Raw genomic sequence first — 11,967 nt, 5'->3', positions numbered from 1 at the left:
TTGAGGTTCGACGAATGTCGAACCGATCGGCGGTCACGAAAGGACGCGTCGCCGAGACGCCAGCCGGCGGCTAGTCCTGTGCGGTCGGTTCGGGCGGCGACTCGGGTGCGGGAGCGGGCGGCTCGTGGGTCCCGAACTCGGGATGCGTCTCCTCCATCCAGACGTACACGATCGCGCCGGAGAGGAACATCAGGACGGCGGTCAGGTAGAACGCGGCCTCGGCGTTGACGAACTCCATCGAGAGGCCGATCAGGACCGCGCCGACGGCGTAGCCCGAGTCGCGCCACATCCGGTAGACGCCCATCCCGGCCGACCGCCAAGTCGGGTGGGCCGCGTCGCTCGGCACCGTCATCAGGTTCGGGTACAGCAGCGCCATCCCCAGCCCGGAGACGCCGGCCAAAACGGCCCACGGGAGGTACCCCTCAACGAGGACCATCCCGAGCACGCCCGCGCCGGCCAGGAACATCCCGGCGATGACCGGCGGCCGTCGGCCGATCCGGTCCGCGAGGCCGCCGGTGCCGATCTGGAGGAAGTACATCGCGCTGTGGACGCCGACCACGGCCCCGACCGCGGCGATGTCGAGCCCCTGTCCGAGCAGGTAGAGCGGGACGGCGATCCAGAACAGCGTGTCGACGAAGTTCTCGACGTGACCGGCCTGCGCCGCCGCGAACAGCGTCCGGTCGCCGTAGGTCGCCCGCTTTACCACTTCCTTGAACGGGAGGTTCGCGTCGCGAGCGTCGTCGTCGCCCTCGGCCTCCGCGTACTGGACGGTCTCTTTGATCAGGAAGACCGAAATGAGGAACGCCAGCACCACGACGACGGCGAGGAAGTAGAACGGCTCCGGTCGGAGGCTCCACTGGCTGGCGATGACGCCGGTGACCCAGGCGCCGACGGCCACGCCGGTGTAGCCGAACGACTCATCGATGCCGACCGCGAGACCACGCTGTTCGGGGCTCGCGAGGTCGATCTTGGCGTTGATCGCCATGCTCCACGTCAGCGCCTGGTTGATCCCCAGCAGGAGGTTCCCGACGGTGATCCAGCCCCAGCTCGGGGCGAAGATGAGGATGACCGGCAGCGGGAGCGCCGTGACCCACCCAGCGACGAGCACGGGCTTGCGGCCGTACTCCTCGCCCCACTTGCCGGCGTAGAGGTTGAGGATCGACTTCACGACCCCGAAGGAGACGACGAACGAGCCGATCACGAGGAACGACTCGACGCCGAGGACCTCCTCCCCGAGCGCGGGGACGACGGTCCGCTCGGACCCGATGGTCAGCCCGGTGGCGAAGACGAGCAGGACGTGCAGCGAGAACTGCCAGCGGTGTTCGCGGATCCCCTGTTTGACGTCAGTTGCCGTGCTCATCGGTCACTCGGCCGCGCAGTTGTTGGGACCGAGTTCCAGTTCGGCCAGCTCGTCCGCCGGAACCGACTCTTGCCCCACGTTCGTGCGCTTGACGCGCTCGAAGTTCGGCGGGTGGTCCGGGATGTCCGACGCGAGCTCCTCGACAAACGTCTCGCGGTCGCGGCCGAGGTCGTCGTTCCGGTCTTTGACTTCCGCGAGGGTCGTGGTCACCGGCGGTTCGGGCGAGCCGGGGTCGTGTGCCGGCAGTACAAGCGCATCGTCCGGCCTACGCAGCAGCCGTTGAAGGCTCTCGTAGAGCGTCGCCGCATTCCCTTCGACGTCGGCGTCCTCGATGCCGGCCTCGACGCCGAGTTCGACGCGGCCGACGCTCTCGTGGAAGAGGGTGTCGCCGGTGAGCAGCGCCGCGCCGCCGACATCGAACGAGACGCTCCCCTCGCTGTGTCCGGGCGTGTGGACGACCTCGACGTCGAGACCGCCGACGGCAACGACCTCGCCGTCCTCGATCGGCGTCGCGTCGAGCGCGAGCGCGTCCTTCGGGTGGAGGGAGTAGGGGACGCCGTGACGGTCGGCGAGCGCCGCGGCGCCGGAGACGTGGTCGGCGTGGGCGTGCGTGTCGAAGACGCCGACGAGATCGGCGTCGTACTCGTCGAGGACCGCCTCGTACTCGTCGAGGTAGTGCGACGGGTCGAAGACGGCGGCCTCGCCGTCCGAGACGAGGACGTGCGAGAGACAGCCCTTGCCCGGGCGCGCGACCTGAACGAGCGTGTCGTCGAGGTCGACGGGTAGCTCGGCGTGCCGGTGGACGCGGCTCCACCCGCTCATCCCATCGGTGAGCGTCACCGCGTCGTAGCCCAGCTCGCGGAGGACGTCCGTCGCGGTCTGCGAGACGACGCCCTCGGCGCAGACGGTGACGATCCGCGACTCACGGGGGAGGTCGGAGAGCGCCGGCTTGGCGCGTTCGGGGTCTCCGGTCAGCTCGTCGTACACGTCGACGTTGACGCTGCCCGGGATGTGCCACTCCTCGAACTCCGCTTCGTGGCGGATGTCGAGGACGAGGGGTCCCGCGTCGTCGTTTCGCAGCTGTTCGCTGAGCGCGTCCGGCGATAGCTCCTGCATCGTACTCCGGGATAACGGACGTAGGGGCATACGGTCTTTGCCGGACATGACCGGTATCCTTAATCAGCGACAGTTCCAAATCCCCCGTATGAGTCTGTACGAGGCCTCGATCAGGGTCAAACACGAGTGCCCGTACCGAGAGATCTCGGAGCGGCACCCGGACCTCACGATACGCGAGTGGCCCCTGAGCGACTGTCAGGTGCTCGAGATCACGACGGAGACGACGCCGACGGACGAGCTGCTCGAGGACATCGAGCGGATCGGAACCGTCCTCCACGAGTCGGAGGGCGACGGCGGGTACCACGTCGTCACGCAGTCCTGTCTCTGTTCGCTCGAACAGTCCGTCGTCGACCGGTTCGAGCGACACAACTGCCTGTATCAGGCGCCGACGATCTATCGGCAGGGCTGGGAGCACTACACGGTGGTCGCGTTCGACGCCGACGACGTGCGGGCGCTACTCGGGGACCTGCGGTCCGACAGGGAGATCGAGCTGCTCTCGAAGACCTCGATCTCGGAGGCGCAGGTCCCGCACAGCATGCTGGCGCCGGCGAACCAGCTGTTCGAGGACATCACCGACCGACAGCTGGCGGCGCTCCAGTTGGCGCTCGAGTGCGGCTACTACACCCAGCCGCGGAAGACCTCGATACGGGAGCTCGCGGACCTGACGGCCGTCGCTCGCTCCACGTACGAGGAACACCTCCGGAAGGCGGAGAACAAGCTGCTCACGAACGCGGGGCAGTACCTGCGGCTGGTCACCGCGACGTCGACGGCAGACCCGCTGGAGGTGGAGGAGACGGCACGGGCCGCGCCGTGAGCGACGTCGAGAGCTTCGTCCGGTTCTGCGACAGCGAGTTCGGGACCGCCGTCATGGACCGCGAGGCGGCGATGGTCCGGACGGCGCGGGACCGGGTCGGCGGGCCGTTCGTCCGCGACGCCGAGGCGGCGCTGAGCGAGGCGACTCGGGTCCTCGCATCGGACGAGACCCTCGTCGCGCTCGTGTTGAACACGCGCTCCGAGTACGTTCGCTCGAACCTGCGGCGGGAGGGCTCGTACTTCCGGCGTATGGTCCACCGTGACTCGGCGGCCCTTACGGAGCGGATCCTGGACCGCGTCGACGGCGAGCGGGAGTACTTTCTGGGGATCTCCGGCGAGGAGGTGTTCGAGAGCAGCGACCCGTCGACTGCGGCGATCGCGGCGGTCGTCGGCGAGCCGGCCGACTGACCGCAACGCCCTTTCGTCGGTTCCGCGAACACCGGCGCATGACCGACCCGTCCCACTCGGACGCGTCTCCGCTCGGCGAGGCGAAGGCGTTCGACGAACCGTCCGTCTTCGAGCCGGAGTCCCTCCTACGGAACGCCCGACGACAGAAGGACCTCCCGGAGCGCCCGGTCCCGGAGGTCTGCGTGCTCGACCCGGACGGGGACATCGTCCGCCACCTGACGGCCACCGGAGAAGCGGAGAGAGACGACTCGTGGCCCGGCTACCACACCGACCTGTATCGGTTCGAACGGGACGGCGAGGAGTTCGGGATCGTGGGCTGTGCGGTCGGAGCGTCGTTCGCGGTCCTCGTCGCGGAGCAGCTGTTCGCCGCCGGCTGCGAGTTCCTCGTCAGCGTCACCTCCTCGGGCCGGATCGTCCCGAAGGACGACCCACCCTACTTCGTGCTCGTGGAGCGCGCGCTCCGGGACGAGGGGACGAGCCATCACTACCGGTCGGCGGGTCGGTACGCGGCCCTCGATCCCGACCTCCGCGCGGCGGTCGAGCGGGCGTGCATATCGGTGTCGCGGCCGGTGTACCCGGGCGCGACGTGGACGACCGACGCACCCTTTCGGGAGACGGAGACCGCGATAGAACGCGCGCGATCGGAGGGGATCCTCGCGGTGGAGATGGAGGCGGCGGCGCTGTACGCGTTCGCGGACGCCAGAGCGCGGCCGGTCGTCTGCTTCGCGCACGTGACCAACCAGATGGGTCAGAGCGAGGAGGAGTTCGAGAAGGGGGAGGCGGACGGCAGCCGAGACGCGCTGGAGGTGATCGACGCCGCCGCGGCTGCCTGGCGGGCGTCGGACTGAGCGTTCACGTCCCGTCGCGGTGAGCGCTTACGTCCCGTCGCGAGCCGCCCGGTACCGCTCGCAGAGTCGAGCGAACAGTTCCCGTCCAATCTCGGTCCGCAGGCGGGGTTCGGTCGTCGCGAAGAACTCGTCGAGGTCGTCGTACTCTCGGAACGCGTCCGGGTCGCCGACGGCCGGGTCGTACCGGCCGTCGCGCTCGTAGATCACCGCCTGCAGGCAGACGTCGAGCAGGTCGCACTCCTTGACGAGGACCGCTTCCGGCGACTCGCGGGCCTCGTACGCCTCCCACGCGTCGCGGAGCCGGTCGGGGAGCGGCTCGGAGAGGTCCGCCATCGCCTCGCGCTCGGCGGCTTCCTTGGCGTCCGAATCGACGGTCTCCGCGGTCGAATCGGCGCGTGTCGCCACGTCCCCGGTCTCGGCCTCAGCGACGTCGTGAACCACGGCGAGCCGAAGCGCGCGGTCGAGGTCGAGGCCGGGGAGGTCCCCGCGGAACCGGTCGCCGAGGGCCAACACGAGGTACGCGACGCCCCACGTGTGCGCGGCGACCGTCTCGGGGGCGTCGACGCCGCGGAGCTGCCAGCCCGTGCGCCGCTCGTCTTTCAGGGCGTAGGCGTCGAGCAGGGCGTCGATGGCGGGGGCGTCGATGGCGGGGGCAGCGGGGTCGTTCGGGTCCGAACCGTCGTCTGCGGGCATTCCGAATCGCTACTCGGCGAGCGCCCAGGCGTCCTCGCCGGCGCGGTCGGCGACGTCGCGGCGGACCATCTCGTCGAGCACCTCGTCGAGGCGACCGGCCTGGGCGACCTCCATCTCGATGCGGCCGATGCCGTGGTACTTTTCGAGGTAGTGACGGACATCCCCTCGGTCGAAAACGGCCTGATCGGCCCGCTCCATCGCGCCCTCGGTGAGGTCGATCATGTCTTCGAGGAAGTTCCACGGGTAGACGACCCACGTCCACTGTTCGAGTCGCTCGCCGACAAAGTCGGGCTGGAACTCGGAGGTGCCGAGCAGTTGGAGCGTGGCGGTTCGGATCTCGGCGGCGTCGCGCTCCTCGACGTACTCCTCGGCGCGGCGGATCGAGCCGCCGGTGTCCGCGATGTCGTCGATGATCAGGACGTCTTTGCCCTCGACGCTTCCCTCCGGCATCGGGTAGCGGATCTGGGGCTCGTCGCTCTTCTCGGCGGCGCCGACGTAGTGTTCCATCTTCAGGCTCGTGAGGTCGTTGAGCCCGAGGAAGTCACAGATGCACCGCCCCGCGAACCAGCCGCCGCGGGCCAGCGCGACGACCACGTCCGGCTCGAAGTCGGCGCGTTTCACCTCGTTCGAGACGTTACGGCAGAGCCCGTAGATGTACTCCCAGTTGGTGAGGGTACAGTCGAAGTCGTCCGGGAGATCGCTCATACGGCCGTTCCTCCCACCCGCGCGCTCATAAGGGTTTAGCAACGGTCCCAGAGAGGAATCGACCGTGACGAGCACGACGCCATAACTGTCGGTTCCGGAACGAGAGTAATCCCGAAGTAGTGCGGTGGCGTGCGCCTGCGAGCGGGCCCTCGGCCCGCGAGCAGCCCGCGCGAGGGAGCCCGCGACGGCGTTTATAAACGCCGTCGCGGCGAGGCTGGGGAGGTGTGAGGTGCGGGGCAGTGCTGTGCGGGGTGGGACTCAAAGGGGCAGCCGGGAGGGCGGCGCAGACGACGCAAGCACCGCAACGAGGGAGCGTCAGCGACCGAGTGAGGCGCGCAGCGAGTGTGCGCCGCCCTCCCGGCTGGGGCTTTGGCGGTGTTGGCCGTCGATCTGCGATCAACTATTTATAAACGAGCGGCTGGGGCGTTGAAGATGTTCGCAGCGTCACCGATGGTACCAACGAGCAGCAGAGAAGCACGAAGAGGAATTCTCGAATCCGCGCCAGTTCGACACAAATCCGCATCGTATCGGTCCCGACACGATTTAGGTGACCCGCCCGCAACGGGTCGGTAATGAGTACTCAGGCCGCGACGGAGGAGCGGACGGTCGTGATCGGGCTGGAGGTCCACGTCCAGCTCGAGACCGACACGAAGATCTTCTGCGGCTGCTCGACGGAGCCGGAAGAGGACGAGGAGCCGAACACGCGCACGTGCCCGACCTGCCTCGGGCTGCCGGGCGCGCTGCCGGTCCTCAACGAGGGCGCCGTCGAGGCCGCCGTGAAGATCGGCAAGGCGATCGACGCCGACATCCCCGAGACGACCACGTTCCACCGGAAGAACTACTACTACCCCGACCTGCCGAAGAACTTCCAGCTCACCCAGTACGACGCCCCGATCTGCCAGTCCGGAGCGCTGGAGGTCCGCGTCGACAGCGACCCCCGAACCATCGGGATCACCCGCGCGCACCTAGAGGAGGACCCGGGGAGCCTCCAGCACGCCGGTGGCTCGATCGAGACTGCCACCCACACCCTCGTGAACTACAACCGCGCCGGGACGCCCCTGATGGAGATCGTCACGGAGCCGGACTTCCGGTCGCCGGCGGAGACGCGGGCCTTCCTCGCGAAGCTGGAAGAGGTGTTGGAATACCTCGGCGTCTTCGATCCCACCCGCGACGGGAGCCTGCGCGTGGACGCCAACGTCTCCTTAGTCCCCGAAAGCGACGTGGCCGACGACGGGACGATCACCGACGAGGCCCTCGCGGACGTGAACCGCGCCGAAGTGAAGAACATCTCCAGTCACAAGGGCGCCGAGCAGGCGCTCGCGTACGAGGTCACTCGACAGGAGAACGTGCTCCGGCGCGGCCGCGAGATCGAACAGGAGACCCGTCACTGGGACGAGGGGCGCGGCGTCACCGTCTCCATGCGCTCGAAGGAGGCCGAAAAGGACTACCGCTACTTCCGAGAGGCTGACCTCCCGGCGCTGGAGGTGTCGGACTGGAAAGAACAGATCCCGATCCCGGAGCTACCCGACGCCCGCCGCGAGCGCTTCCGCGAGGAGTACGGGCTCGACCGCGAGTCGGCCTCGAAGCTCACCTCGACGAAGGCGGTCGCCGACTTCTTCGAGGACGTGGCCGAGTCGTTCGACCCGGATCTCGCCGCGACGTGGGTCGCGGACAATCTCCTCGGCGAGCTCAACTACCGCGAGATGGAAATTACGGACGTGGAAGACCGGCTCGACGAGTTCACGCGCCTGATCGAGTTAGTTGCCGCCGAGGAGCTAACAGTCAAAAACGCGGAGGAGGTCGTCCTCCGCGAGATGCTCGACGCGGGCGAGGACCCCGAGACCGTCATCGACCGCGAGGGGCTCGGCGTGGCCGACTCCGGCGAGGTCGAGGCCGCCGTCGCGGCCGCCATCGACGACAACCCCGACGCGGTCGCCGACTACCACGACGGCGACGAGGGCGCGATCAACTTCCTCGTCGGGCAGGTGATGCAGGCCACGGGCGGGAGCGCCGACCCGGGCGACGTGAACGGGCTGCTCCGCGAGGAGCTGGACGGGTAGCTCCTCGATGCGTGTTGCCGTCGAGGTTGTCGGCGAGGGGACCGACGAGTACGACCTCCCCGACGACGCCACCTACGCCGACCTCATCCGCGAGGCGGGCTACCACCCGCAGGAGGCGTCGGCACTGGTCGACGGCTCGCCGGTCCCCGGCGATCGAATCGTCGACGCTGAGTCGGTGAAGCTGCTTCGGCTTATAAAAGGCGGCGCGACGGACGGCGGCGCGTGAGCGGGGAGCACAGCCCGCCCGACGATATCGCGATAGAGACGGCCTCGCCGGACGACCGCCTCGATATTCTCCGCGTGCTCGACGCCGCGATGTTGGAGACGGACACCGAAGTTGTCGACACCGCGATCGACGCCAGTGAGGCTCTCGTCGCCCGGTTTAGAAGGACGAACGCTGTCGTCGGCGCGCTGGTCGCGACGCGACCCGAGGCGGGGCGGGTCCACGTCGACGCCGTGGCCGTTCGTCGGGCGCGTCGCGGCCGAGGGATCGGCTCCGCGCTCGTCGCCGAAGCGGTGCGGTGCGCCGAGCGCGATCCCGAACTCACCCTCGTCGCCGCCGAGTTCGACCCGAAGCTGGAGGACTTTTATACCGATCTCGGATTTGAAGTCGGCGAGGGAAGCGATCCACACGACACTGACCGGCTGCGTGGTCGCCGCCCTATCGAACCGACAGCGGACGACGACACCAGAACCGGCGAACGACGCCGATAAACGGCCGGACGGTCTATGATGGGGCAATGAGTGGAAAGGACGAGTACTACAACAAGTCGAAACAGCAGGGGTACCGCGCCCGGTCGGCCTACAAGCTGAAACAGCTCGACGAGGAGGCGGACCTCTTCGAGCGCGGCGACACCGTCGTCGACCTCGGCGCCGCGCCGGGCGGGTGGCTGCAGGTCGCCGCCGAGGAAGTCGGCGAGTCGGGGACCGTCGTCGGCGTCGACCTCCAGCGCATCGACGACCTCGAGGACCACGACGTGGAGACGCTCCGCGGCGACATGACCGAGGAGCGGACCCGGCACTACCTCCGAGAGGCGGTCGACGAGCGCGGCGCGAACGTGGTGATCTCCGACATGGCGCCGAACATGACCGGCGAGTACGCCCTCGACCACGCCCGGTCGGTCCACCTCGCGCGACAGGCGTTCGACGTGGCCGAGGAACTGCTCGCACCCGGCGGTGACTTCGTCGTAAAGGTGTTCCAAGGCGAGGACCTCGACGCCTTCCGCGAGGACGTCCGCGCGGAGTTCCAGTACCTCCGGACCGTCTCGCCGCCGGCTTCCCGCGACTCGTCTTCGGAGGTGTACCTCGTCGCCAAGGGGCTGAACACCGCCCCAATCGCGGCCGGCGACCGGATCGAGGTGACCGTCGAGGAGCGTGGCGACGAGGGCGACGGGATCGCGTACGTCGAGGGGTACTCGCTGTTCGTCGCCGACGCCGACGTGGGCGAGACGGTGACCGTCGAGGTCGACGACGCCAAGCCGCGGTTCGGGTTCGCGACGCGGGTCGGCGAGGCGAAACCGGAACACGACGACGGCGATAGCGACGGCGACAGTAGCGACGGCGCGTGATCACTCCGTTTCGTTCGACTCGTCCGTCTCGTTCGACTCGTCCGTTTCGTCCGTCTCGACCGTAACCCCGCGAACGACGTACCGGACCCCGTCTTCGTAGTCGACGTCGGGGTCCACGTTCCACGTCTCAACCCGGGCAAGCGCGCGGACGTTCGGCAGCGACATACCCGCGTCGGCGCTGGGCTCCGCGCTCTCGTACTCGAAGAGGAGTGCGGCGTCGGCGGCGTCGCCCGCGGCGAATCGACCGTCGTCCGCGACCGCGAATCCGTCGTCTGTCAGCGACACCGTCAGCGTGCTCGCTTGGTTGAACGCCGCGAAGGCGAGCGCGTTTTTCAACAGCTGTTTGAATCGGGTCGGGACGGCGAGGATCCGACCGGCCCCCTCGACGACGACGTCGACATCGACGTCGGAGGTGGCCTTCGCGTCGCACACCGCCGCCTCGAGGTCGACGAGCGACGGCTCGTCGAAGTCGCGCGCGTGTCGCACCAGCGTGTGGAGGTCCTCGACGACGTCACCGATCCGGTCGATCCGGCGACGCGCCACCGCGATCGACTCGGCCGTGTTCTGATTGTCATCGCCGTCGAGCCGCCCCGCCGCGTCCGCGAGGTAGCCGTCGGCGATCGCGACGGAGTTCCGCAGCTCGTGAGCGATCGCGCCCGCCATGTCTCCGAGCTGTTCCTCGTGGCGCTCGATCCGCTCGCGCTGTCGCTCGATCTCGGTCACGTCCTGAACGAGCAGCGCGTGTCCGAACTTCGTCCCACCGATGGCGAGTGGCTCACTCGTGACGCAGTAGGTCCGGGTGTCGTGGCCGGGGCCCGCCATATCAACGAGAGTGGGCCGCTCCGTGTGGCACGCGTCGGCGACGGCGGGCGAGATCTCCTCAACGCAGGTCACGTCGGCCGCGACGGAGGGGAACAGCTCGGTCGCCCGCTCGTTGTGGTCACGGAGGCGTCCATCGTCGTTGACGACGAGGATGCCGCCGGCAGTGCGCTCGACGAACGACCGCGTCGCCGTCCGCTCGACCGCGAGGAAGGTGTCATCGACGAAGTAGACAGCCCCCACGGCGAAGACGGCGACGCCGAGCGGCTCGTAGCTCAGCTGCGGCAGTGTGGTCAGCGTCGTTCGAGCGATCAGGTTTGGAACGACCGTCAGCCCGGTCGCCGCGAACAGCCCGACGAGCGTCCACGAGAAGGCGTTCGACTCCCGAAAGAGCCGGTAAAGGAGATAAAACCCGGCGGCCGACAGGGCGTACGCGAGGGCGAACGAGCCCCAGTACAGCAGCCCGGTGTCGACGATGAGACGACGGACTGGCTCGGTTTGGAACGACGCTGAAAAGTATTGCCCGTGGATCGGGTTGGTGAGCTTCACCGCGACGACGGCGACGTAGGTCGCGATTGCGGCCCCTCGGTACACCGGACGGCGATGGTAGTCGTGGCCGGCGTACGCGGAGGCGAAGTACAGCCACGCGAACGGCGTGGCGAAGCCGACGATTAGCGAGAACAGGTACATCGTGGTCGCCGTCGCCTCCTCGTGAGCGAGTATCACACCGGCCTGGAGAAGTCCCCACGTCCCAGCGAGGATCAGGAGCCAGCGGAGGCCGTGTCGCGCGTCGCCGTTCTGCAGACGAGAGCCGTGGAACGCGGCGACGAAGCAGGCCGACCCCGAGAGGGCAAACAGTCCTGCGAACCACCACGACAGGTCCATTCTTACGTTAGCGGACGAGCAGCATCGACTTAAACAATGGACCCAACTCGCAGAGATGAGAACTACGATTGAGGCCTGCTAGCGCCCGTGTGACGAGCCACAGCGGCGGAAACGGACGAGCCGGCCGACCGCGTCGCGGGGGTGGACCGGAGCAGCAAGAGTTCACGCCGCGTCCTCGACCCGGACCCACTTGCGGAGTGTGAACCCTTCGTACGCCGTCTCGTCGGTTACACGCCACGCCGTCTCGTCCCACGCCGGGTAGAACGTGTCTCCCTCGTAGCTCCCCGTGACGTGACTGAGCGCCATCCGATCGAGGTGCGGCTGGAACAGTTCGTAGATCGTTCCGCCGCCGAGGACGTAGACGGGCCCGTCAGTGTCGGTTCCGCCGTCGGCGCCAGCGATTTCCTCGGCGCGTTCGATCGCCGCGTCGACGCCGTCAGCGACGACCGCGGTCGGAACGTCGACCGAACCGACGCTCCGACTCACGACGATCTGACGGGAGCCGGGGAGGTCGTCGCGCATCGAGTCGAACGTGCGGCGACCGAGGATTACGGGCGAGTCCGCGACGCGCTCGCGGTACTGTCGAACGTCGGCCTCGATATGTGGCCACGGAACCTCGCCATCTCTGCCGATCGCTCGGTTCTCCGCGAGTGCCGCGACGCTGACGAGTTGCACGGGCTACGTACGAACAC

13 protein-coding genes are annotated in these 11,967 nt (G+C 68.3%); 7 read left to right on the top strand and 6 right to left on the bottom strand.

Translation table 11 applies throughout. The features are described 5' to 3' along the window. Positions 1-70: 70 nt before the first annotated feature. Together ACNS88_RS08295 and ACNS88_RS08290 are read right to left on the bottom strand one after the other, a co-directional pair. Complete coding sequence (locus ACNS88_RS08295) at positions 71-1,360, bottom strand: MFS transporter (RefSeq protein WP_435095687.1); 1,290 nt, start codon at positions 1,358-1,360, stop codon at positions 71-73. A gap of 3 nt (positions 1,361-1,363) precedes the next feature. Next, the gene (locus ACNS88_RS08290; protein ID WP_435095685.1) at positions 1,364-2,476 is read right to left on the bottom strand and encodes an MBL fold metallo-hydrolase; all 1,113 of its coding nucleotides are present in this window, start codon (positions 2,474-2,476) and stop codon (positions 1,364-1,366) included. Between the two features lie 88 nt (positions 2,477-2,564). On the opposite strand from ACNS88_RS08290, the gene ACNS88_RS08285 reads away from it, so the two are divergent. From ACNS88_RS08285 to ACNS88_RS08275, 3 genes are read left to right on the top strand one after another with little or no spacing between them, the layout of a single operon-like run. After that, on the top strand, positions 2,565-3,290 hold the full coding sequence (locus ACNS88_RS08285; protein ID WP_435095683.1) for a helix-turn-helix domain-containing protein: 726 nt from the start codon (positions 2,565-2,567) through the stop codon (positions 3,288-3,290). Then, positions 3,287-3,697, top strand: a complete 411-nt coding sequence (locus ACNS88_RS08280; RefSeq protein ID WP_435095680.1) for a hypothetical protein — start codon at positions 3,287-3,289, stop codon at positions 3,695-3,697. The genes ACNS88_RS08285 and ACNS88_RS08280 overlap by 4 nt, the downstream gene beginning before the upstream one ends. A gap of 38 nt (positions 3,698-3,735) precedes the next feature. Further along, positions 3,736-4,545, top strand: coding sequence for a nucleoside phosphorylase (locus tag ACNS88_RS08275; protein ID WP_435095677.1), 810 nt, complete (start codon positions 3,736-3,738; stop codon positions 4,543-4,545). Positions 4,546-4,572: 27 nt separating this feature from the next. Here ACNS88_RS08275 and ACNS88_RS08270 read toward each other — a convergent pair whose 3' ends face one another. Together ACNS88_RS08270 and ACNS88_RS08265 are read right to left on the bottom strand one after the other, a co-directional pair. Next, complete coding sequence (locus tag ACNS88_RS08270) at positions 4,573-5,238, bottom strand: HD domain-containing protein (RefSeq protein WP_435095674.1); 666 nt, start codon at positions 5,236-5,238, stop codon at positions 4,573-4,575. Between the two features lie 9 nt (positions 5,239-5,247). Continuing rightward, positions 5,248-5,943: a phosphoribosyltransferase gene (locus ACNS88_RS08265; RefSeq protein WP_435095671.1), complete on the bottom strand. Its 696-nt coding sequence runs from the start codon at positions 5,941-5,943 to the stop codon at positions 5,248-5,250. A 572-nt stretch (positions 5,944-6,515) separates the two neighbouring features. On the opposite strand from ACNS88_RS08265, the gene gatB reads away from it, so the two are divergent. Genes gatB through ACNS88_RS08245 form a run of 4 tightly spaced genes read left to right on the top strand, consistent with a single transcriptional unit; the run spans position 6,516 to position 9,571 of the window. Beyond that, a complete protein-coding gene (gatB, locus tag ACNS88_RS08260; RefSeq protein WP_435095668.1) occupies positions 6,516-8,003 on the top strand; it encodes an Asp-tRNA(Asn)/Glu-tRNA(Gln) amidotransferase subunit GatB in 1,488 nt (495 codons plus the stop codon). A gap of 7 nt (positions 8,004-8,010) precedes the next feature. After that, positions 8,011-8,229, top strand: a complete 219-nt coding sequence (samp2, locus tag ACNS88_RS08255; RefSeq protein ID WP_435095665.1) for a ubiquitin-like small modifier protein SAMP2 — start codon at positions 8,011-8,013, stop codon at positions 8,227-8,229. Continuing rightward, on the top strand, positions 8,226-8,717 hold the full coding sequence (locus ACNS88_RS08250) for a GNAT family N-acetyltransferase (protein WP_435095662.1): 492 nt from the start codon (positions 8,226-8,228) through the stop codon (positions 8,715-8,717). The genes samp2 and ACNS88_RS08250 overlap by 4 nt, the downstream gene beginning before the upstream one ends. Positions 8,718-8,743: 26 nt before the next feature. Continuing rightward, positions 8,744-9,571 carry a 23S rRNA (uridine(2552)-2'-O)-methyltransferase gene (locus ACNS88_RS08245; protein ID WP_435095659.1) on the top strand — a complete coding sequence of 276 codons (828 nt, stop codon included), beginning with the start codon at positions 8,744-8,746 and terminating at the stop codon, positions 9,569-9,571. On the opposite strand, the gene ACNS88_RS08240 is transcribed toward ACNS88_RS08245, so the two are convergent. After that, a complete protein-coding gene (locus tag ACNS88_RS08240) occupies positions 9,572-11,275 on the bottom strand; it encodes a histidine kinase N-terminal 7TM domain-containing protein (protein ID WP_435095656.1) in 1,704 nt (567 codons plus the stop codon). It lies immediately after the preceding gene. Between the two features lie 162 nt (positions 11,276-11,437). Then, positions 11,438-11,950 (bottom strand): dihydrofolate reductase, encoded by a 513-nt coding sequence (locus ACNS88_RS08235; protein ID WP_435095653.1) that lies wholly within the window; start codon positions 11,948-11,950, stop codon positions 11,438-11,440. Positions 11,951-11,967: the final 17 nt, after the last annotated feature.

This window comes from Halorubrum shenae, from assembly GCF_051194165.1.
Taxonomy (GTDB): domain Archaea; phylum Halobacteriota; class Halobacteria; order Halobacteriales; family Haloferacaceae; genus Halorubrum.
The sequence above is the reverse complement of the archived record's forward strand: the minus strand, read 5'-3'. Positions and strand labels throughout refer to the sequence as shown.

Coding starts and splice junctions, on each gene's coding strand:
- ACNS88_RS08295 (WP_435095687.1), bottom strand. CDS start 1,360: ATGAGCACGGCAACTGACGTCAAACAGGGGATCCGCGAACACCGCTGG.
- ACNS88_RS08290 (WP_435095685.1), bottom strand. CDS start 2,476: ATGCAGGAGCTATCGCCGGACGCGCTCAGCGAACAGCTGCGAAACGAC.
- ACNS88_RS08285 (WP_435095683.1), top strand. CDS start 2,565: ATGAGTCTGTACGAGGCCTCGATCAGGGTCAAACACGAGTGCCCGTAC.
- ACNS88_RS08275 (WP_435095677.1), top strand. CDS start 3,736: ATGACCGACCCGTCCCACTCGGACGCGTCTCCGCTCGGCGAGGCGAAG.
- ACNS88_RS08270 (WP_435095674.1), bottom strand. CDS start 5,238: ATGCCCGCAGACGACGGTTCGGACCCGAACGACCCCGCTGCCCCCGCC.
- ACNS88_RS08265 (WP_435095671.1), bottom strand. CDS start 5,943: ATGAGCGATCTCCCGGACGACTTCGACTGTACCCTCACCAACTGGGAG.
- gatB (WP_435095668.1), top strand. CDS start 6,516: ATGAGTACTCAGGCCGCGACGGAGGAGCGGACGGTCGTGATCGGGCTG.
- samp2 (WP_435095665.1), top strand. CDS start 8,011: ATGCGTGTTGCCGTCGAGGTTGTCGGCGAGGGGACCGACGAGTACGAC.
- ACNS88_RS08245 (WP_435095659.1), top strand. CDS start 8,744: ATGAGTGGAAAGGACGAGTACTACAACAAGTCGAAACAGCAGGGGTAC.
- ACNS88_RS08240 (WP_435095656.1), bottom strand. CDS start 11,275: ATGGACCTGTCGTGGTGGTTCGCAGGACTGTTTGCCCTCTCGGGGTCG.